Annotated in this window: 19 protein-coding genes; 14 read left to right on the forward strand and 5 right to left on the reverse strand. The window is 70.4% G+C overall.

Annotated features, from left to right (window positions below; translation table 11 throughout):
- Positions 1 to 40 precede the first annotated feature (40 nt).
- The 14 genes from OG422_RS22270 (at position 41) to OG422_RS22335 (ending at position 15,307) form a co-directional block, all read left to right on the forward strand.
- The gene (locus OG422_RS22270) at positions 41 to 826 is read left to right on the forward strand and encodes an enhanced serine sensitivity protein SseB C-terminal domain-containing protein (protein WP_405744750.1); all 786 of its coding nucleotides are present in this window, start codon (positions 41 to 43) and stop codon (positions 824 to 826) included.
- A 406-nt stretch (positions 827 to 1,232) separates the two neighbouring features.
- Positions 1,233 to 2,234, forward strand: coding sequence for an ABC transporter permease (locus tag OG422_RS22275; RefSeq protein WP_405744753.1), 1,002 nt, complete (start codon positions 1,233 to 1,235; stop codon positions 2,232 to 2,234).
- A gap of 95 nt (positions 2,235 to 2,329) precedes the next feature.
- Complete coding sequence (locus OG422_RS22280; RefSeq protein WP_405744756.1) at positions 2,330 to 4,078, forward strand: ABC transporter substrate-binding protein; 1,749 nt, start codon at positions 2,330 to 2,332, stop codon at positions 4,076 to 4,078.
- Between the two features lie 76 nt (positions 4,079 to 4,154).
- On the forward strand, positions 4,155 to 5,165 hold the full coding sequence (locus OG422_RS22285) for an ABC transporter permease (RefSeq protein ID WP_143941571.1): 1,011 nt from the start codon (positions 4,155 to 4,157) through the stop codon (positions 5,163 to 5,165).
- On the forward strand, positions 5,162 to 6,265 hold the full coding sequence (locus OG422_RS22290) for an ABC transporter ATP-binding protein (protein ID WP_143941572.1): 1,104 nt from the start codon (positions 5,162 to 5,164) through the stop codon (positions 6,263 to 6,265). The genes OG422_RS22285 and OG422_RS22290 overlap by 4 nt, the downstream gene beginning before the upstream one ends.
- A gap of 164 nt (positions 6,266 to 6,429) precedes the next feature.
- The gene (locus OG422_RS22295) at positions 6,430 to 7,473 is read left to right on the forward strand and encodes an ABC transporter ATP-binding protein (RefSeq protein ID WP_405747949.1); all 1,044 of its coding nucleotides are present in this window, start codon (positions 6,430 to 6,432) and stop codon (positions 7,471 to 7,473) included.
- A 221-nt stretch (positions 7,474 to 7,694) separates the two neighbouring features.
- Positions 7,695 to 9,044, forward strand: a complete 1,350-nt coding sequence (locus OG422_RS22300; RefSeq protein WP_405744761.1) for an MFS transporter — start codon at positions 7,695 to 7,697, stop codon at positions 9,042 to 9,044.
- Between the two features lie 75 nt (positions 9,045 to 9,119).
- Entirely contained in the window at positions 9,120 to 10,064 is a 945-nt protein-coding gene (locus OG422_RS22305) for an alpha/beta hydrolase (protein WP_405744764.1), read from the forward strand.
- Positions 10,054 to 11,337 (forward strand): ATP-grasp domain-containing protein, encoded by a 1,284-nt coding sequence (locus tag OG422_RS22310; RefSeq protein ID WP_405744767.1) that lies wholly within the window; start codon positions 10,054 to 10,056, stop codon positions 11,335 to 11,337. Before OG422_RS22305 ends, OG422_RS22310 begins: the two co-directional genes overlap by 11 nt.
- An 82-nt stretch (positions 11,338 to 11,419) precedes the next feature.
- A complete protein-coding gene (locus OG422_RS22315) occupies positions 11,420 to 12,328 on the forward strand; it encodes an alpha/beta fold hydrolase (protein ID WP_405744770.1) in 909 nt (302 codons plus the stop codon).
- A gap of 2 nt (positions 12,329 to 12,330) precedes the next feature.
- The gene (locus OG422_RS22320; RefSeq protein ID WP_143941577.1) at positions 12,331 to 13,071 is read left to right on the forward strand and encodes an MOSC domain-containing protein; all 741 of its coding nucleotides are present in this window, start codon (positions 12,331 to 12,333) and stop codon (positions 13,069 to 13,071) included.
- Positions 13,072 to 13,156: 85 nt separating this feature from the next.
- Positions 13,157 to 13,735 (forward strand): RNA polymerase sigma factor, encoded by a 579-nt coding sequence (locus OG422_RS22325; RefSeq protein ID WP_251076593.1) that lies wholly within the window; start codon positions 13,157 to 13,159, stop codon positions 13,733 to 13,735.
- Positions 13,732 to 14,610, forward strand: a complete 879-nt coding sequence (locus tag OG422_RS22330) for an MGMT family protein (RefSeq protein WP_405744774.1) — start codon at positions 13,732 to 13,734, stop codon at positions 14,608 to 14,610. Before OG422_RS22325 ends, OG422_RS22330 begins: the two co-directional genes overlap by 4 nt.
- Positions 14,611 to 14,761: 151 nt before the next feature.
- Complete coding sequence (locus OG422_RS22335; protein WP_405744776.1) at positions 14,762 to 15,307, forward strand: methylated-DNA--[protein]-cysteine S-methyltransferase; 546 nt, start codon at positions 14,762 to 14,764, stop codon at positions 15,305 to 15,307.
- Positions 15,308 to 15,375: 68 nt separating this feature from the next.
- Here OG422_RS22335 and OG422_RS22340 read toward each other — a convergent pair whose 3' ends face one another.
- The 5 genes from OG422_RS22340 to OG422_RS22360 form a co-directional block, all read right to left on the reverse strand.
- Positions 15,376 to 16,170: a LysE family translocator gene (locus tag OG422_RS22340; RefSeq protein ID WP_405744779.1), complete on the reverse strand. Its 795-nt coding sequence runs from the start codon at positions 16,168 to 16,170 to the stop codon at positions 15,376 to 15,378.
- Between the two features lie 114 nt (positions 16,171 to 16,284).
- The gene (locus OG422_RS22345; protein WP_143941581.1) at positions 16,285 to 16,653 is read right to left on the reverse strand and encodes a Rieske 2Fe-2S domain-containing protein; all 369 of its coding nucleotides are present in this window, start codon (positions 16,651 to 16,653) and stop codon (positions 16,285 to 16,287) included.
- Positions 16,602 to 18,026, reverse strand: a complete 1,425-nt coding sequence (locus tag OG422_RS22350) for an iron-containing redox enzyme family protein (protein ID WP_405744783.1) — start codon at positions 18,024 to 18,026, stop codon at positions 16,602 to 16,604. Before OG422_RS22350 ends, OG422_RS22345 begins: the two co-directional genes overlap by 52 nt.
- 39 nt (positions 18,027 to 18,065) lie before the next feature.
- Complete coding sequence (locus tag OG422_RS22355) at positions 18,066 to 19,154, reverse strand: 50S ribosomal protein L11 methyltransferase (RefSeq protein WP_405744785.1); 1,089 nt, start codon at positions 19,152 to 19,154, stop codon at positions 18,066 to 18,068.
- A gap of 236 nt (positions 19,155 to 19,390) precedes the next feature.
- Positions 19,391 to 20,641 carry an IS701 family transposase gene (locus OG422_RS22360; RefSeq protein ID WP_405744788.1) on the reverse strand — a complete coding sequence of 417 codons (1,251 nt, stop codon included), beginning with the start codon at positions 20,639 to 20,641 and terminating at the stop codon, positions 19,391 to 19,393.
- Positions 20,642 to 21,322: the final 681 nt, after the last annotated feature.

Here is a 21,322-nt window from a genome sequence, read left to right on the forward strand (position 1 = left end):
GGACGTACCCCACACGGCCGCCGGAGAAGGGACGGACCACGTGAGCGCGGGTGCGCATCAGGGAGCGGCGGCAGGCCGGGTCGAGCAGATGCTGGGGCAGGTCACGCCCGGCCGCTACGACGCCTACGAAGCGCTGCTGCACGCGCTCGCCGCCGGTCAGGTCTGGATGCTGCTCTGGCACGGCCGCGCCGGGATGCCCGACGCGCAGTACGGGAACATGGAGGTCGACGGCCTGGGCTACGCGCCCTGCGTCACCTCCGCACCCGAGTTGGCCGCCTCCGGCTGGAACCGCGACCACGAGTTGGTCACCGGTGTCGAGATCGCCGCCGCCCTCTTCCCCGACCGGTGGGGCCTGTGGCTGAATCCGCACGCCCCCGGCGGCGGCGTCGGCATCCCCTGGCTGGATCTGCGCCGCATCGCCGGCGGCCTCGACCGGCTGCCCGCCGGACCGCTGCGCATCACCGAACCGGTCATCGACCTCCCGCAGTTCTACGCCCTCCTCGCACAGAACGCCCACCGCACGCCCGCCGTACGGTCGTTGCGCCGCGCCTGGGTGCAGCCCGCCCTCGGCGCGCCGTACCTCGCCCTCGGCCTGGACCTCTACGACGCGGGCCAACAGGGCGTGGACGCCGCCCGGTTGATGATCCAGCAGTCGATCGGCGCGGTCCCGGACGGGCTGCCCGTCTCGACCGTCGCGATGAACGACGAGTACGACCCGGTCGGCATGTGGATGCGGGCCTGCGCGCGCCCCTTCTTCGATCGTGAGGGCTATGGCACCCCGGTGCAGCCGCCCGCCCCCGGGTACGGCTACCCGCGCCCCTACTGACCCGGCGGCGCGCCCACCGGGCCGCCCCGGAGTTGCGCCGCCTCGGGCACGGCGCCCCCAATTGCCCTGTTTGCCCGTAAGTTGACGGGCGTTTTCCCGCCACGGAATTCTCCGCTCAGACGTCCATTCCGTCCGCATAGCGGAGACTTGTGGACCACATCACAGTTGCGCATCCATTCACCTTGGGGGCTGGTGAGTGATCGCGAATCGGATGAAGACTCCGGCAGCAGGGCATCGGCCCTGTGTACGAACACCATCCGGACACCTGCCAGGTGAACGCGCGACGTTTCGCGTGGCGAACGTTCCGTGCATCCGTACGAGGGCGTGCGGCGGCGATGGGGACCAGGCCGCGAGCGCGGCGGGGCGTGAGGCCGGCCACCGTCGGCCGAGAGGGGTCAAAGGCACTGTGACCGCACCGATCGAGACCACCGGCGCGGCTGCCCAGACGCAGCCGGAAGCGGTGCTGAAGGGCGTGGAGGGCAAGCGGATCGAAGGCCGCTCGCTGGGCCGCATCGCGCTGCTGCGCTTCCGGCGCGACAAGGTCGCGGTGGCCGGTGCCATCGTTGTCATCCTGCTCATCGCCGTTGCCGCGCTCTCCCGCCCGCTCCAGGCACTGCTCGGTCTCGACCCCGACAGCCCCAACCAGTCGCTGATCGACCCCAACACCACGCTTCCCAAGGGCGACCTGGGCGGCATGAGCGGCGATCATCCGCTGGGTGTGGACCCGAAGTTCGGCCGCGATCTGCTCGCCCGGGTGCTGGAGGGCTCCTGGGTCTCGCTGATCGTCGCCTTCGGCGCCACTGTGCTGTCGGTGGCGATCGGCACGGTCATGGGCGTGATCGCCGGTTTCTACCGCGGGCGCGTCGACGCGGTGATCAGCCGGCTGATGGATGTCTTCCTGGCGTTCCCGCTGTTGCTGTTCGCCATCGCGATTTCCGCCTCGCTCCAGGGGGGCGCTTTCGGCCTCACCGGACTGCCGCTCCACCTCTCCGTGCTGATCTTCGTGATCGGCTTCTTCAACTGGCCGTACATGGGCCGCATCGTGCGGGCACAGACGCTGTCACTGCGGGAGCGGGAGTTCGTCGACGCGGCGCGCGGCATGGGCGCGCGCGGCCCGTTCATCCTCTTCCGCGAACTGCTGCCCAACCTCGTCGGCCCGATCGTCGTCTACTCGACGCTGCTGATCCCCTCCAACATCCTCTTCGAGGCGGCGCTGAGCTTCCTGGGTGTCGGCATCCAGCCGCCCCAGGCGTCCTGGGGCGGCATGCTCAACCAGGCGGTCAAGTACTACGAGGTCGACCCGCAGTACATGCTCGTCCCCGGTCTCGCCATCTTCGTCACCGTGCTCGCGTTCAACCTGCTCGGTGACGGTCTGCGGGACGCACTGGACCCCCGCGGCGGCCGCTGAGCCGGCCCCCGCCCGCCGCACCACGTCCAGTCGTTCCGAAGTTTTCCGAAGTCATTTCTCGAAGTGTTCGACGATTGAAGGGGAGCGCCACCATCATGCGAAGGTCAGTTCCGGTCGCGGCGATAGCGGCCATCACCAGCGCGGGCCTGCTGGCCGGCTGCACCGGAGGGGCCGGATCCACCGCCTCCGGCAAGGCGAACGCCGCCACCGAGGGAATCGTCAACGCCTCGGACGCGAAGGGCGGCACGGTCACCTACGCGATGAGCGACGCCCCCGAGTCCTTCGACCCGGGCAACACCTACTACGCGTTCGTGTACAACTTCAGCCGCCTCTACGCGCGTTCCCTGACGACCTTCAAGCCGGGCCCCGGCCCCAAGGGCAACGAGATCGTCCCGGACCTCGCCGAGTCCAAGGGCAAGTCCTCCGACGGCGGCAAGACCTGGACGTACAAGCTCCGCAAGGGCGTGAAGTACGACGACGGCACCGACGTCACCTCGCAGGACGTCAAGTACGCCGTCGAGCGCTCCAACTTCGCCCGCGACACGCTGTCCCTGGGGCCCAACTACTTCCAGCAGTTCCTCAAGGACAACGACGGCGGCGGCTACAAGGGCCCGTACAAGGACAAGAGCAAGTCCGGTCTGAAGTCGATCGAGACGCCGGACGACCACACCATCGTCTTCCACCTCAAGAAGGCGCTCGCGGAGTTCGACCAGCTGGTCAGCGCCCCGCAGACCGCGCCGGTCCCGCAGGCCAAGGACAAGGGCGCCGACTACACCAGGTCCGTGGTCTCCTCCGGTTCGTACAAGTTCCAGGACTACCAGGAGGGCAAGCAGCTCACCCTCGTCCGCAACCCGCACTGGTCGGCGAAGACGGACCCGCTGCGCAAGCAGCTGCCGGACAAGATCGTCCTGAAGCTGAAGGTGGCGCAGTCCACCATCGACAAGGACCTGCTGGCCGGGAACACCACCGTCGACCTGGCCGGTAAGGGCGTCGACGCGCAGACACAGGCGCAGCTGCTGACCGACGCCAAGGAGAAGGGCAACACCGACAACGCCCTCGGCCAGCGGCTCAACTACCTGTCGATCGACACCAAGGTGAAGCCGTTCGACAAGCTCGCCTGCCGCCAGGCGGTCGAGTACGCCGTCGACAAGAAGGCCGTGCAGACCTCTCTCGGCGGCCCGATCCGCGGCGACATCGCCTCCACCGTCCTGCCGACCGACATCCCCGGCTACGAGAAGTTCGACCTGTACCCGCAGAAGTACTCGGGCGACAACCTCGACCTCACCGAGGCGAAGAAGAAGTGGGCCGAGTGCGGCGCCGGGAACGTCTCCACCACCATCCTCGCCCGCAGTGACCGGCAGGAGGAGGTGGACGCGGCGACCTCCGTCATCTCCTCGCTGAAGAAGCTCGGCATCACCGCCAAGATCCAGCAGTACCCGAGCAGCAAGTACTTCTCGGACTATGCGGGCGTCCCGACGTTCAACAAGAAGAACAACGTCGGCCTGATCATGATGCAGTGGGGCGCCGACTTCCCGACCGGCTACGGCTACCTCCAGCAGATCCTCAACGGCAAGGCCATCTCCAGCTCCGGCAACGTCAACCTCTCCGAGACGGACGACCCGGAGATCAACAAGCTCCTCGACTCCGCCGTCGCCAACCCCGACAAGGCCGGGCGCGAGAAGGCGTACGCCGAGATCGACAAGAAGGCGATGAGCCAGGCCCTGATGGTCCCGCTCACCTACTTCAAGGTCCTGAACTACCGCTCCCCGAAGGCCACGAACATGGTGGCCACCTCGGCCTACAGCGGGCAGTACGACTACCTCAACATCGGCGTCAAGAAGTAAGTCCCGGAAGGCAGGTGAAGGCATTGGCGCCCGCGGCCGGCCCCCTCGGCCCCGCGGGCACCGACGCCGCATCCCCGTGTTCTCGTACCTCATCCGCAGGGTGATCAGCGCGGTGATCCTGCTGCTGATCGTCAGCGCGGTCACCTTCGGCATCTTCTTCCTGCTGCCGAAGATCGCCGGGCAGACCACCGACCAGCTCGCCCAGCAGTACATCGGCAAGTCGCCGACGCCCGCCGACATCGCGGCGGTGAAGAGGAACCTCGGCCTGGACAAGCCCGTGTACGAACAGTATTGGGAGTTCCTCAAGGGCATCTTCACCGGCGTCGACTACAAGTTCGGCCCCGAGGCGGCGCGCTGCCACGTCCCGTGCTTCGGCTACTCCTTCAAGACCCATATCGAGGTCTGGCCGGAGATCCAGTCCCGCCTGCCGGTCACCCTGTCGCTCGCCCTCGGTGCGGCCGTCGTCTGGCTCGTCTCCGGCATCACCACCGGCGTCATCTCCGCGCTGCGCCCCGGATCGCTCTTCGACCGGCTGTCGATGGGAGTCGCCCTGGCCGGTGTGTCGCTGCCGATGTTCTTCACCGGAGCCATCGCGCTGGCGCTCTTCACCTACCAGTGGCCGATCTTCGAACGCAGCGATTACGTCCCGCTCTTCGACAACCCCCTCCTGTGGGCCCGCACGCTGGTCCTGCCCTGGGTGACGCTGGCGTTCCTCTACTCGGCGCTCTACGCCCGCCTGACCAGGGCGGGCATGCTGGAGACGCTGAGTGAGGACTACATCAGGACCGCGCGCGCCAAGGGTCTGGGGGAGCGCACCGTCGTCGTCCGGCACGGGCTGCGCGCCGCCCTCACCCCGCTCATCACGGTGTTCGGCATGGACCTGGGGCTGCTGCTCGGCGGTGCGCTCATCACCGAACAGGTCTTCTCGCTCCAGGGCGTGGGCGCCTTCGCCGTCCAGGCGATCACCGCCAACGACCTGCCCAACATCCTCGGCGTCACCTTGCTCGCCGCGTTCTTCATCGTCCTGTGCAACCTGGTGGTGGACGTCCTGTACGCCGCCGTCGACCCGCGCGTGAGGCTCTCGTGACCGACTCCGACGACACCGCATCCGGCGCCCCGGGCCCGACCGGCAACCCTGAGCCGTCCGGCGGTTCCGCGTTCCTCGACGTCCGCGATCTGAAGGTGCACTTCCCGACCGACGACGGCCTGGTCAAGTCCGTCGACGGCCTCTCCTTCACGCTGGAGAAGGGCAAGACCCTCGGCATCGTCGGCGAGTCCGGTTCCGGCAAGTCCGTCACCTCGCTCGCCGTGATGGGCCTGCACCGGGCGTCGCGGCGGCAGCGTGCCAAGGTCCGGATGTCCGGCGAGATCCGGCTGGACGGCCAGGAGCTGATCGGCGCCGACCCGGACGAGGTGCGCCGCCTGCGCGGCCGCCGGATGGCGATGATCTTCCAGGACCCGCTCTCCGCACTGCACCCCTATTACACCGTCGGCAAGCAGATCGTGGAGGCGTACCGCGTCCATCACGACGTCGACAGGAAGACGGCGCGCAAGCGGGCGATCGAGATGCTGGACCGGGTCGGCATCCCGCAGCCGGACAAGCGGGTGGACGACCATCCGCACCAGTTCTCCGGCGGTATGCGCCAGCGCGCGATGATCGCGATGGCGCTGGTCAACAACCCCGAACTGCTCATCGCGGACGAGCCGACGACCGCGCTGGACGTCACCGTCCAGGCGCAGATCCTCGACCTGATCCGCGATCTGCAGAAGGAGTTCGGCTCCGCGGTCATCGTGATCACCCACGACCTGGGCGTGGTCGCCGAACTCGCGGACGACCTGCTGGTCATGTACGGCGGACGGTGCATCGAACGCGGCCCCGCCGACAAGATCTTCTCGGCACCGCAACACCCCTACACCTGGGGTCTGCTCGGCTCCATGCCGCGCATCGACCGGGACCACACCGACCGGCTGATCCCGGTCAAGGGCTCGCCGCCCAGCCTGATCAACGTCCCCTCCGGGTGCGCCTTCAACCCGCGCTGCCCGTACGCGGACGTGCCCAAGGACGACCTCACCCGTACGGTCCGCCCCGAACTCACCGAGGCCACGACCGGCCATTTCTCCGCGTGCCACATGGCACCGGCGGAGCGGAAGCGGATCTGGACCGAAGAGATTGCGCCGAAGCTGTGAGCGAGAACGAGAACGAGAAGAAGAAGGCCGGTAAGGCTGAGAAGGCGCCGGAGGCCGAGAAGGCCGCTGAGGTCGTGGAGGCCGAGAAGGTCGCCGGGGCCGGGGAGCCCGCGGAGGTCGCCGAGCCTGCGGAGGTCGCCGGGGCCGCGGAGGTCGCCGAGGCCGTGCCCGCGCAGCGGGAGGACGCCGACGAGGTGCGTACCCCGCTGCTGCGGGTGCGCGGGCTGACGCGGCACTTCCCGATCACCAAGGGCCTGCTCAAGCGGCAGGTCGGCGCCGTCCAGGCGGTCGACGGCATCGACTTCGACGTGTACCCGGGCGAGACGCTGGGCGTGGTCGGCGAGTCCGGCTGCGGCAAGTCGACCATGGGACGGCTCATCACCCGGCTCGACGAACCCACCAGCGGCACCGTCGAGTTCGAGGGGACGGACATCACCCACCTCTCCTCGGGGCGGCTCCGCCCGATGCGCCGCGACGTCCAGATGATCTTCCAGGACCCGTACGGGTCGCTGAACCCGCGGCACACCATCGGCGGCATCGTCTCCACCCCCTTCCGCCTCCAGGGCGTCGAACCCGAGGGCGGCGTCAAGAAGGAGGTGCAGCGGCTGCTGGAACTGGTGGGCCTGAGCCCGGAGCACTACAACCGCTACCCGCACGAGTTCTCCGGCGGCCAGCGCCAACGCATCGGCATCGCCCGCGCCCTCGCCCTCAAGCCGAAGCTGGTCGTCGCCGACGAACCGGTCTCCGCGCTGGACGTCTCCATCCAGGCGCAGGTCGTCAACCTCATGGACGACCTCCAGGAGGAGCTGGGCCTGACGTACGTGATCATTGCGCACGACCTCTCCGTCATCCGGCACGTCTCGGACCGGATCGTGGTGATGTACCTCGGCAAGATCGTCGAACTGGCCGACCGTGCCTCCCTGTACGCCGCGCCGATGCACCCCTACACCAAGGCGCTGATGTCGGCGGTGCCCGTACCCGACCCGCGGCGGCGCACCGAGCGCGACCGCATCCTGCTCAAGGGCGACGTACCGTCCCCGATCAACCCGCCGTCCGGCTGCCGCTTCCGCACCCGCTGCTGGAAGGCGACCGAGACCTGCACGACGACCGAACCGCCGCTGGTCTCGCTCAAGGACGGGCACAAGGTGGCCTGCCACCACCCGGAGAACGCCCCGGGGCCCTCGGAGGTGTCCTCCCGGACGTCGTGACGGCCGTGCCCCGCGGTGGCCGGGGCACGGGAACCGGACGTTCTTCGGGGCGTCGGCAGCGGATGCCGACGCCCCGAAATCTCTGTGCATTCCTTGCAACCCCCGGCGTCGGCCCGGTGTTTCTTCTGTGAGACGGGACGGCAGGCGGTCCCGCGGCGCCGGTGGCGCCGTGACCGGCCGACGCCCTCCCGTGGTCCGGAGAGACGGGAGTGCGTCCGATCATGACCACCGAAACCCCTGCCGAGGAAGCGGCCGGAGCCGACCGTGACTTCGCCAAGCTGTGGGCCGGCCAGTCGGCCAGCCTGCTGGGCGACCAAGTCATGGTGCTGGGCCTGCCACTGCTCGCCGTGGCGGCGCTAGACGCGACCCCGGCCCAGGCGGCCCTGATCCCGATGTTCCTCTTCGGCCCGTTCCTGCTGCTCGGACTCCCGGCCGGAGCGATCATCGAACGGCTGCCGCGGCGCACGGTCATGATCGGCTGCGATGCCCTCCAGGCCGCCTGCTTCGCCCTGATCGCGGTGCTCGCGCTGACCGACACCCTCTCGCTCATCGGCCTGCTGGCCCTGGTCGGCGTCGCCGGATGCGGCACGGTCTTCTTCCAGGTCGCCTACACCTCCTATCTGCCCGTGCTCTTCACCGGCACGAAGAAGCTGCACCGCGGCAACGCCCGGCTCTTCTTCTCCGAATCGGTCAGCCGGTCGCTCGGCCCGGTCATCGCGGGCCCCGTGATCGCGTTCGTCGGGGTGGCGGCGGCGGTCGCGCTGAACTCCCTCACCTTCGCGCTCTCCGTGCTCGCCGTGTTGTGGATCCGCACCCGCGAACCGAAGAAGCCGGTGCAGGAACAGGCCCGTGAGCGCGGCTGGCTGATCCGGGACGTCGGCGAGGGGCTGCGGTTCTTCCTCAAGCACCCCCGCCTGGAGCCGGTGATCCTCTGCGGCACCGTCTACGTCCTCTTCCTCACCATGGTCGAGGCGTCCCTGGTGCTCTACAGCCGCGAGGAACTGCACCTGGGGGCCGTCGGCATCGGCCTGGTGGTGGGGGCGGCGGCCGCCGGATTCCCGGTCGGCAATCTGCTCAGCGGACGGATGGTGGAGCGCTGGGGCATGGCCCGCACGCTGATCACCGGCGCCTCCGTCTCGGTCCTCGGCCTGGTGCTGATGCCGGTCTCCGGCGGCCTGGGGTCGATCGCCGGGCTCGTCATCGGCAGCGTCATCCATGGCGTCGGGGAAGGCGCCTTCGGCCCCACCTCCCAGACCTTGCGGCAGACGGACTCCCCGCCCGAACTCCTCAGCCGCGTCAACTCCGTCCAGCGCTTCCTGCTGTGGGGCAGCATCCCGCTGGGCAGCGCCCTGGCCTCCGGCGTCATCGCCGGATTCGGCCTCAGCGCGGCCGTCTGGGTCGGCGCGCTCGGCACGGTCCTGTGCCTGCCGGTCCTCGTCCGCAAGGGCATCCGCGCCCAGTTCCGCGGTTCGTCCCACCCGGAGGACGGCGGCGGCACGGACGCCGGTGGTGACGCGGACGCCGCGCTGCCCGCACAGCCGACCGCCGTCACCCAGCCCCTCGACACCTGAATCGGCCCCTTCCGGCCCGCCCGTCGCCGCCGCCGTCCGCCGCACCAGCGGCCCGCACGTGAGGAGAGACCGCACATGCCCTACGCGCCCGGTATCGAGGAATTCATCGAACGCAGCAACAACGCCATGCCGCCGGACTTCTACCGCCACCCGGTGGCCGAACAGCGCCGCCTTTACCACGGCCTGACCGTCGCATTCCCCTACGAATACCCTGAAGGCGTCACCCACGCCGACGACATCGTGCGGCACGGCGGCGAGGAGCACCGCATCCGGGTCTACCGGCCCGAGCGGCGCCGGGGCCGGGGCGTGCTCCTCTACATCCGCGGCGGCGGCTTCGTCGTCGGCTCCCTGGAGACCCACCACACCGCCGTCGCCGAACTCGCCGCCCGCTCCGGGCTGACCACCATCGCCCTCGACTTCCGGATGGCGCCCGAGCATCCCTTCCCGACCGCGCTGGAGGACTGTTACGGCGCCCTGTGCGGAGTGGTCGCCGCGGCGGACCGCCTCGATGTGGACCCGGAGCGCGTCGTGGTCTGCGGCGACAGCTCCGGCGGCAACATGGCCGTGGTGCTCTCCATGATGAGCCGGGACCGCCGCGGGCCCGCGCTCCGCGGCCAGGCGCTGATCAGCCCGGTCCTCGATTTCACCCGCTGGCGGCACGGCGGCGAGGACGTCCCGCTGCTCACCGGCGGCGAGATGGAGTACTACACCGCCTGCTACTGCCCCGACGCCGCCCGAGCCGCTGACGCCTATGTCTCACCGCTGGTCTCCGGCACCTTCGAGGGACTGCCCGCCGCCTACATCATGGGCGCCGAGATGGACTCCCTCCGCATCGACTCCGAGGAGTACGCCAAGAACCTCCGGAACCACGGCACCGCCGTCCACCTGGTCATCGAGGAGGGCCTGGTGCACGCCGCCGTCCGCGCCCGCGCGCTGAGCCCCGCGGTCGACGACGCCTGGGAACGCTTCTGCCACGCCGCCGCCGCACTCGCCGAAGGAGGCACGCCCCATGACCACTGACCTCCCCGGCGCGGGCGGCGCGCCCGGCCCCGCCGTCATCGTCGACCCGTACTCCTCCGGCATGTACTTTGCCCCGGCCTTCCGGGAAGCGGGCGTACGGACGGTCGCCGTCCTCTCCCGCCCCGAGGTCATGCCGGTCTACGCCCCGTCGTGGCGTCCGGAGGACTTCGACGAGATCATCCGGTACGACGGCGCGAGGGAGCCGGTCGTCGCCCGGCTGCGGGAGCTGGCCCCGAGCTGTGTGGTGGCCGGTGCCGACCCGGGCGTGGAGCTGGCCGATCTGCTCGCCGCGCGGCTCCTGCCCGCCACCGCCAACGTCCCCGACCTGGCCGCCGCCCGGCGCGACAAGGGCGCGATGGCCGCCGTCGTTGCCGCCGCGGGGCTGCCCACCCTCGCCCAGATCTGCACCGCCGATCCCGAGGAGGCCCGCGCCTGGATCGCCCGCGCGGGGCTGACCGGCCGCGATCTGGTGATCAAGCCGCCCCGCAGCGCCAGCACGGACGGCGTCGAACGCCTGCCGCGTGGTGAAGGATGGCGCGAGGCGTTCGAGAAACAGCTCGGCAGCCCCAACCAGTGGGACGTCATCAACGACCGCATGCTGCTGATGGAGTACGCCACCGGCACCGAGTACGTCGTCGACACCTTCAGCCATCACGGGCGGCACACCGTCGCCGACGTCACCCGCTACTCCAAGGTCGACAACGGACCGCATATGGCGGTCTATTCGACGATGGAGTGGCTGGCCCCCGGCGACCCGGTCGTCGCCGAGCTGACCGACTACACCCGCGGCGTCCTGGACGCCGTCGGCATGCGCTTCGGCGCCGCCCATGTCGAAATCATGTGGACCGCCGACGGCCCCCGCCTCATCGAGCTGAACGCCCGCCCGCACGGCGGCGGCCACCCCCCGTTCAACCGCCACGCCACCGGCGACAGCCAGATCGACCGGACCGTCCGCAGCGTGCTCGGCGGCCCCGGCGCGCGGATACCCGACAGCTTCGACCTGCACCGGCACACGCGGGTGGTGTTCCTCATCAGCCGCGCCGCCGGAACGGTCACCAACGCCGAGGTCTTCGACGCCGTCCAGGACCTGCCGTCGCTCCACCACTCCGCCGTCCACCTCCGCAACGGCCAGCGCCTGGGCGTCACCCAGGACCTGCTGCAGACCCTCTCGCTGGGCTTCGTGGTCCTCGCCCACGAAGACCCCGAGCAGGTCGAGGCCGACTGCCGGGCGGTACGGCGCATGGAGGAACGCCTCCGGCTGGACCCCGTCTGACGGCCCCGCACCGCACGATGCGGCACCGCACCACACCGCACCACGCGACAACGCACCACACGGAACAGAAAGAAGCGGAACCATGTCCCACGACGCACCGGCCGTCCGGCACCCGGACGGCGCGTACCACGAAGCCAACGGCCACCGCCTCTGGGTGGAGAGCGAAGGGCAGGGCGACCCCGTCCTGCTGCTCGCCGGGCTCGGCCCGGCGGGATCGCATGTCGTCTTCCACCCGCACTTCGACGCGCTCGCCTCCGACCACCGCGTCCTCTACGTCGACCTGCACGGACGCGGCCGCTCCGACACCCCGGACGACCTCACGGAGCTGACCTTCGCCCGCGACGTCGCCGATATCGCCGCCCTCCTCACCACCCTCGACCTGGGCCCGGTCCACCTCTACGGCTTCTCCTACGGCGGACTGCTCGGCCAGGCCCTGGCGCTGGACCACCCGGAGACGGTGCGCACCCTCACCCTCGCCAACAGCCTGCACAGCCCGCAGATGTGGCAGCTCAACCACGAGAACATCAACCGGGAACTGGAGTTGCAGTTCCCCGAGGTGTGGGCGCGGATCACCGCCCTGCGGGAGCGGGGCGTCCCGTCCACCGACCCGGCGATGCAGGCGGAGTTCGCCGCCGCCGTGAAACCGGTCCGCTTCCACAACCCCGACCACGCCTCGCTGCTCGCCACCGAGCCCGGCGCCCGCAACCTCGCGCTCTACCCCCTCTTCTGCGGCGCCGACGTCGACTTCACCGTCGGCGGCGAAATCCCCCGCATCCCCGACTTCCGGCCGCGGCTGGCGGAGATCGAGGCGCCCCTGATGGTCCTGGCCGGACGGTACGACCGGGCGCTCTACCCGGCGCTGCAGCGGGAGTTCGTCGAGTGGGCGCCGCGCACCCGCTTCGAAATGCTGGAGCGCAGCGGTTCGTTCGGCCATGTCGAGGAGCCGGAGACCGTCCACACCCTGCTGCGCGAGTTCTGGAAGGAGCACTGAGCGTGCCGGACACCACCGACGTCGGCGCGGGTACCGCCGCCGGCACCGTCAGTCTTCTGCAACGCTTCCCGGTGAAGTCGATGCTCGGCGAGCGGCACACCGCCCTCGACATCGACGCCCGCGGGGTGGTCGGCGACCGCCTGTGGGCCGTCCGTACACCGAAGGGCAAGTACGGCGCGGGGAAGAGCACCCCGAGGTTCGCCTCCACCCGTGACCTGCGCCTTTTCTCCTCGCGGTACGACGGCGAGGTGCCCTGTATCGCCTTCCCCGGCGGTGAGCGGTGGCGCGGCGACGACCCCGGCGTCCACGAGGCGCTCTCCAAGGCGCTGCGCAAGGACGTCACCCTCGCCGCCGAGGAGAACGTGCCACTGCTCGACGCCGGGCCCGGCATCGTCCACCTGGTGACGACCGCGTCCCTGGCCCATGCCCGGGCGCTGCTGCCCGACTCCGTCATCGACGTACGCCGTTTCCGCCCCAACATCCTGCTCGACACCGCGGAGGCCACCGGCCCTGTGGAGGACGCCTGGGTGGGCCGGACGCTGGCCGTCGGCGAGGCGCGGTTCGAGGTCGTGGAGCGCACCGAACGCTGCGTCATGGTCAACCACGACCGGGAGGGACTGCCCTACGACGGGCGCATCCTCAAAACATTCCGGCAATCCAGCGGAATGTGTTTCGGCATCTACGCGAAAGTGATCCGACCTGGCGGTATACGCACCGGCGACCGGGCCGTGCTGCTCGACTGAGCGGTGGGGCCCGATGCATAACCGTAATCCCCGCATTCCGCGGAACTGGCGAAGTGTCAACGGTGTCCATTGGGTGAAGGACGAGATGTCTGAGCGACTGACCGAGCATCTGGCCCGGGATCTGGACGGCGGCTTCTCGGAGCTGGTGCGGATCCACGGCTCGGCCGTGCGCACCTACCTGTACCGCGTGACCGGGTCGGCGGCCGAGGCGGACGATCTGGGACAGGAGACCTTCCTGCGGGCCTACAAGGCGCTGCGGGACTACACGCCGGGGCGCCGCCGGGAACTGCGTCCGCGGGCCTGGCTGCTGAGCATCGCCACGAATGTGTGGCGCAACGACATCCGGTCCAAGGTCCGGCGCCCGGTCTCGGCCGCCTGTGTGGAGGACTACTCCGACAGATGGGCGGACACCGGTCCCGGCCCGGAGGAGTGGGCGTCGCGGATCGCGGAGCGGGAGATGCTGGGCGCCGCCCTCGGCAAGCTGCCCGAGCGCTCCCGTACCGCGGTCGTGATGCGGCACGTACTGGGCATGAGCTATGCGGAAGTCGCCGAGGTGCAAGGGTGCCCGGTCGGCACGGTCAAGGCGCAGGTGTCACGGGGCCTGCTGGCGTTACGGGAATTACTGGGGCCGGAAGCGGCACACCTGAGGGAGGTGAGGACGTGAGTGGAGGAGTGAACGGGCAGGGCACCGGTGAACCGGCGCTTGCGCGGGCGCTGGCGGAGCTGGCGGACACCGGCCCGACCCCCTTCGAACTGAAGGTGCTGCGGTATGTGGGTATCCCCGAGGACCGCTACGACACCTATGTCCGTGTCGAGGCCCCCGCAGGGGGGCTGTATGTGGCACAGAGCGGCCCGGTGGTGACGGGAGCCGTCCTGGCCGCGGTGGTCGGCACGGCGCGTGATTTCGAGGAACGGCATCTGGCGGCCACCGGCCGCAGCGCGGTGCCGGGCACCGCGACCGCGCCCGGGGTCCGCCCCGCGGTGCGGACCGGTCGCGCCCGGCAGCTGCGGATCAATCTGGCGGGGGCGGGGCTGACGGACACCGAGTCCGCCGTCCTCGACGCGGTCCGCTCGATCCCGTACGGGCAACTGCGGCCCACCTCCTGGGTGGTGCGGGAGGCCGGGCTTCAGGGGGCGGCGGTCCCGGACGCCGAGCCTCCGGACGCCGAGCTTCAGGACGGTGTGCCCCGGGGCCGTACCGCGCAGGTGGCCGCGGCGCTGGCTCGTAACCCGATACAGCTGCTGATCCCCTGCCACCGCGTCACGGACGACGAGGGGGTGCCGCACGACGCGGCGTACGGCGGGGCGGTCGGCGCCGCGCTGCGGGAGGCGGAGGGCATCAGCCCGGAGCGGGTCCGTGCGCTGGTGCGGACGCACACCGTCTTCCTCGGCAGCGACACCACCCATATCTACTGCCATCCGCTGTGCGCGCACGCCCGCCGTATCACCCCGCGGCACCAAGTCCCCTTCCGGTCCGCCCGCGATGCCCGCCGGGCCGGATACCGACCGTGCCGGTCCTGTCGGCCGCTCGCCGCATGAGCTGACCGCCGCGGCGCACACGGGCCGCCCTGCATGCGCGCCGGGCGGCGGCCACCTCCGCCGGGCCGGTCGGCGCGGCCGCGCGGCCGCCCGGTGCGGCGCCGGGGCGGTCCCGGTCGCCGACCGTTGTTGCTTCCCGAAGGAGTCCGTCATGTCCAGGAAGAAGAAGGCCGAGCCGGAGACCGTGGGCCTCGCCACGCAGGAGACCGCTGTCGGGCGGATGACGCTCGCGGTCTCCGACGAGGCCCTGCTCTACTGCGGCTTCGCCTTCCCCGAGGAGGTCCGTAAGCAGCTTTCCCGGGTGACGCCGTGCTGCACCGAGGAGGAGGCGGGGGTGTCCGCCCCGCAACAGGACCAACTGGCGCAGGTGCGCGAGCAGTTGGCGGACTTCCTCGCCGGTCGCCGCCGCGATTTCGCCCTGCCCATGGATCTGCGGCTGGCCACCCCGTTCTGCCGTGAGGTGGTGCTCTCCCTGACCGGCCTCATCCCGTACGGCCACACCCTCACGTACGCACAGCTCGCCGAGAGGCTGGGGCGGCCGGGCGGGGCGCGGGCGGTCGGCGTGGCCCTGGGGGCCAATCCGCTCTGCGTCGTCCTGCCCTGCCATCGCGTGGTCGGCGCCTCGGGGAAGCTCACCGGGTACGCCGGGGGGCTCGCCGCCAAGCGGCTGCTGCTCGAACTGGAGGCGGGTGCCTGAGCCGAACCTCCGACGCGGTGTGGCCCCGCCACCGGGCCCTGTCGTGACCCGCTTCCGCAGCCGTCCCATCAGTGCCACGCCAGCCTGATCGCGAAGCTGATGAAGACCACGCCCACCACGCCGTCGACGAGCCGCAGTCCACGACCCGGTACCCGCGGTGCGCGCCGTCGGGAGCGGGCCAGCCCGTGCAGCAGATGCACTGCCGAGATCACACAGGTCAGCCAGAGCGCCGCGAGGGCAAGGTAGACGCCGGTCAGCACGCCCATGCTCAGTGCCCATGGGGCACCGGGCGGCACGAACTGCGGGAGATACGCGAGCAGGAACAGCCCCACCTTCGGATTGCCGCCGGTGCAGAGCATCCCTGTCCAGAAGTAGCGGCGTGCGGCGGGGGAGAGGGAGCCGAGCCCGGAAGCGGAGCCGAGCCCGCGTCCGGGAGCGCCGGAACCGAGCCTGGCCTCGTGCCCCGGCCCGGCCTCGGGCCCCGCACCGGAGCGGCACCCCGGACCACCTCCGGCCCCGGCGCCCGCTCCCGGTCCGGTCCCGGCCTCCGGGCCGGCGCCAACGTCCGCCGCTCCCGGCCCCCGTGCCGCGGCCCGGACCGCTCTCAGTCCCCAGACGAGCATCACCACCGCCCCGCACCACTGGAGCGCGGTCAGCAGCCTGGGGTCCGTGCGCAGCAACAGGGCGACGCCGGTCAGCGCCAGCACGCCGTGCAGCGCACCGGCCGTGATCATGCCGACGGCGGCGACCGCCGCCTGGCGCCGTGCGCCGGTGTGCAGTACCAGCTGGGTCACCAGCGCGGCATCGGGGCCCGGGGTGGCGATGACCAGCAGGGAGGTGCTGAGGAAGAGAAGGCCGGGCACTGCCGCTCCTTGGCTCGTGCGCGGGCGGACGCGGTCAGGCCGGTGCCGTGCCCGGGACCACGGGGAGTCCGGGCACGGCACCGGCCGGTCGGCGGCGCGGGGCGCGCCGCCGGATCAGCAGGCCAGCGCCGGTGACAGCGGGCGGTGCTGGTGCGATACCTCGGCCTGCGGCGGATGGGGGAGGACGGCCCGCACCGTCCGCCCCGTGCGGACGGCGGGAATCCGCTGCCGCATCCGCACCGTGGCGGTGCGCCGCTCGTGCCAGGGGCAGATCAGGGACTTGCCCTCGGGCCCCTCGGCGGCCAGATGGAGCGGGCCGCCGCGGTGCGGGCAGTCGGCACGCATGACGAAGGATCCCGACGCGGTCCGCACGTACACGTACGGTGTGCCGTCGACCTCCACGCAATTCCCGCGGCCGGTGGCCGCGAATGTCAGGACAAGCACTTCTTGTAGTCCCCCACGGAGTGGATCTGGTAGACGCATTCCTCGGATTCGATGATGGCGCCGTGCAGCCGGTTCTTCTGGATGACGGTGCCCTCACCGGCTTCGAGGATCTGGTGCGAGTCGAAGCCGCTGACGAATTTCATGGTGCCGGAGACGATGTGGCACAGCTCGTCGCCGTCGTGGCAGTGGGTGTTGGAGAGTTCGCCGTACGGTTCGACGATATCGGCGACGGGTGCGGTGACCTTGCCGCTCTCGATCGCCGCCCACACCGGTGCGTGCAGCTTCTTGAATTCCGGCCCCTTGTCCATCCAGGCGATCTGGGTGGCGAAATCGTCGTCGGAGACCGCCTGGATGACGCGGTACTCCTCGATGCCGCGGACGATTTCCGGGATGATGTGCTCGCCGTGTTCCTCGATGAGCGGGTCGATGAGCTTCTCCAGGGCCATCCGGCCGTGGTGCTGGTCGATGTGGACGTGCTCGGTGAAGTACTCCACATCGGCCTTGTCGCCGAATACCGAGGTGAGGACGGACGCCGCGCGGCGGCAGAAGTCGACGAGCGTCGCCTCCGTGTAGTAGAGGGCGCCGACGTAGCGGAAGAACAGTTCGTGGTTCTTCCCCAGGTAGTGGAAGTAGTTGTTCATCAGCAGGCTGCTGTTGAGGTAGTACTGCCAGTACCGGTGGATGTCGGATGCGAGCCCCGCCGACTCCAGCGTCCGCTCGAAGAGGCGGCTGTGCTTGGTGTCGTGGACGCCGTAGCCGTACTCGTCGATGATGATTTTGAACCATTCGGACTGCGTGGCGCCGTAGTGCCCGAGGACGTTGCGGATCATCGGCGACGCCTCGGAGAGGAAGTCCGGGGCGAACTGGATCAGCCACATCCGGGCGGCGCGCTCGCGGTCGGTGGAGGAGAGGATCGCCTTCTCCGTGAGGGACGCCTCGGCCGGATCGTCCGCGCCCAGCGACTCGATGTAGGCGTGGAAACTCTCCTTCGTCCACTTTCCGGAGATCTCGACCTCGTCGTCGAGGAAACCGAACGCGTACTTCTCCAGCGCCGGTCGTATCGCCTCGCCGAGGGCGCGGTTGCTGGGGCTGTAGAACTGCTGGAAGTCCTCCCATTTACCGTCCTTCAGGCCGGACTTGGGGAGGAACACCAGATCCGCCTCGTAGACGCTGGTGAGGACCCGCTGCACGGCCAGACTGCTGTAGTCGAGAATGTTCTCGCGGCCGGGCACGGCATCGTAATCCAGATGCGGCAGGACCTGCGGGCGCAGCTGGCGGCGGTAGGGGTTGTCGTTGTTCTGCCACTCCTCGTTGTCGAGGTAGATCGGATTGCTCGCGTACCGGACGACCGCATCGCGGAGTTCCTGGCCGTGCAGCTCGAAAGGAACGTACGCATTCGGAGCGTGGCTCATGTCACGGTGCCTTTCTGGTCCGAAGATTGGCGGTGCGGTTCAGACGACGGTGAGCTGGTTCTCCGTCCACCGCAGTTCCATGTCGAGGCTTTCGCCCGCGGTGACGGATGCCGGTTTGTCGAAGAGGAGCAGCGCCTGCATCCAGTGCGACTCCGGATTGTCCGGCGCGTTGCACAGGTCGAGGCCGTCGTACAGCTTCAGCGAGAACCACGACAGCAGACCGTGCGCCCGGCCGCCCGTGGTGACCGGGACCGTCAGGCGGCGGCTGCCCGGCAGCAGCGGGTCGTGCGCCAGGTCGAACGCGGCCATCTCGAACGGGTCGGAGAGCAGCCGGTGCGGCCAGGTGTGCATCCGTACCGGGAAGTGGCCGCGGGTGGCGACGGTCTCCATCAGCGACACGTCGAAGCCGTGCGCCTCGTGGACCCGGTTGAGGTTGACCATGGCCGGGCTGTCGACCAGTTGGCCGTGGAGGCGGGCGGAGACTGGCATCATCACGCCGCCGGGGGCCAGCAGATGTTCGCGGGCGTGGCGCACGGTGGGCAGCAGCCCCTCGCCGATCAGCCCGCAGTCGACGATCTCGGAGATCAGCACATCGGCGCGGCGCGGCAGGTCCCGGCCGACCTCGATGGCGGTGGAGAACTTCGTGAGCACGGTGATCGAGTCGGACATGCCGTGCTCGGCGATGATCTGACGGGCGATCTCGGCGAGCAGCGGATTGCCCTCGCAGGTGTAGACGTGTGCGGCGCCCGCCCGGACGGCGGCCATGGCCAGCAGCCCCGTGCCGGAGCCGATGTCCAGGACGGTGGCGCCCGGCGGGATCGCGCGGCGCACGGCGGTGGCCAGCGCCTCGTTGCGCGCGGTGTCGTTGAGCATGGCGAAGTGCCAGCGGGGCACGGTGCGTTGGGCGATCTCGGCGAAGGCGCGGGTGCCCGGCACCGGCGCCGCCTGGGGGGAGGCCAGCGCGTCGACGGTGGTCCGGATCAGCTCGTTCAGCGTCTGCGCCTGGGCCTGTAGCGAGGCCAGAGCGAGACGCAGCTCCGGGGATTCCCCCCTTATCGGCGACGGTGCGTTCGCGAGGGATACGCCGGGCGGAAATCCGTCGGTCGGCGTGTTGATGGTCGTTACCATGATGGTCTACGCACACTCCCATGTGTGGGGTCTTACCGGCGTCGGAATCAACCCGAGAAGGATTTCGGTGCGAACGACATACAGGGATTACCGGCGAGGGGGAGCAGAGGGCATCTCCTTTCCTCGCCGTGGTGATGCGGTGCGGCGGAAAATGCTGCCGACCGTCACGTTCTCAGAAAAGCAGATGCCGCTCGCATCACGCAATGGAATGCGGTGCACCCTGCGATATGGGGAAGCTACTGCGGTACTTTTCCGTGCGGCGCGCCCGCGGCCGCGTAAACGCCGAGTGCCGCCAGGGCGAGCGTGGTGTGGCGGTACCACGCGGTCCACGTCCGGACCTCGGTACGGGTGAACTGCACGCTCTCGCACGCCCCGGGCGCGGCGCGCAGCGTGTGCCACCCGCCGCGCGCGACGGCGGCGAGCACGGGCACGGCGGTGTCCTGCGGTGCGTGCGCCAGATAGTGGCCGGTGCGTCCGGTTCCCGGGTGACGCTGGGTCAGCAGCAGACGGACGAGGCCGCCGGGTCCGGCCGCGCCGAGCGGCACCGCCGACCACTCCCAGGACGGTGCGAGGGCGTCCGGCACACCGGGCCCCGCGGCGCTGCGGGCCAGTACCCCGGCGGGCAGAGCCGGGCCGCCTACGGTGCGGACCGGGTACCCGGCGGAGACGGGCAGGACATAGCCGGTCGCCCGCTGCTCCAGCCAGCCGCGCAGCCCCGCGTCCTGGCCGCGCGTCAGATCGCCGCTGACCCAGGCGAACGGGACCCGGGCGGCGTGGGCCCGCTCCACGAGGCGCTGCGCCAACTCCGTCCGGGGCCGGTGGGCGGTGCGGTCGGCAGGCACCCCCGCCTGATGGCAGCGCTGGGCGTCCTCGGCCCAGGAGGGCGGCAGATACAGCTCGCGGTCGAGGACGACGGTGCCCAGTGGCGAGGTGTAGGAGGCGAGCAGCGTGGTCTGGCAGTTCTCGACGCGGCGGGCGGCGGCGGCGTACTGGCGGGCGACGGCCACCGACTTGTCGCCCTTCTTGACGGTGTCGATCTGGCCGAGTGTCAGCACGCCGTCGGGGTGCCCGAGGTGTTCCAGCACCTGGCCGCGGACCGCGTCCTGGAAGGCTTCCAGCTCCCAGCGGGCCCGGGTGAGCAGCCGCTGCATGCGCCAGGGCGAGCCGTCGCCGACGCGGTGGGCGAGCCGCCAGCTGTTTCCGGCGCCGGTGCCGCCGAGCAGCGCGCGGACGTACCGCAGGGCCTGGGCGCGCGGTTCGGGGCGGGCGAAGAGGGGGCCGATGCGGGTGCCGAGCGCGTCCAGTGCCGCGTCGAGCCGGGCGTCGAACGCGTCGGCGTCGCCGGGCGGTGTCCGCTCCGCCTCCGGGGGTTGCGGTACGGCGGCGGGGGGACCGGCCTCGGGCGCGCTGGCTAAAGGGGGCCGGGGCAGGGGCGCCGCGCCGGGTGAAGGCGGGGCGGGAGCGAGTGGCGAGGCGAGCGGGGGCACAGGTGTTCCTCCGTTGCGTAGGGCGAGCGGGAACTCGTGATGCTGCGGGAGGTGTGCGGCCGGGCGGCGCACGGGTGGTACCTGTTCAGCGGTGGAAAAACCGCGCGTCAGCACATTCCTGACCGGAAAAGACCTGTCCGGAATGGTGGCGGTAAAGGAAATGCCGGGGAGGGCATCGGAGAACGGAGTCCGTATTTCGCGACGAATCGAGGGTGTCGCCGCGTGGGTCAGTACGGCTCCGGAGGATCGTCATCCGTATAACAGGGGTGGGCACCCGGTGAGTTGATCATGCCGCTTGCCCCTCTCCGTGTGGTCTTGGGATGAAGGACGTCAGATTAACAGGCGACGGGTTCAGTCAGACAACTAAAGAAACAGTAAAATTGACGATCCTTCTTCCCCTGTTGATCCAATTGTCCCGGCTGAATTATGGCCGGTCCGCATCTCTTTCCGGGGCGCCGTGCAACCCATCGCGCCCCGGCGGTGTTTCTACCTGTTCAGGCGAAGCCGCCGCCCGGGCCGCGACCCCGCCCCGCGGCGGAGAACCCGCACGTCGCGCCCGTGTACGCCCCGGTGGGCCGCCGCGCCCCGCACCACGGTGCCCACCGCGGCGCGTTCGCGTACGGCGCCGATCGGCCACCGCGGACGGGCCGCCCGCAGGGGGCGCGCCAGGTACGGCCGGGC

The organism is Streptomyces sp. NBC_01525 (assembly GCF_045040405.1).
Taxonomy (GTDB): Bacteria; Actinomycetota; Actinomycetes; order Streptomycetales; family Streptomycetaceae; genus Streptomyces; species Streptomyces benahoarensis.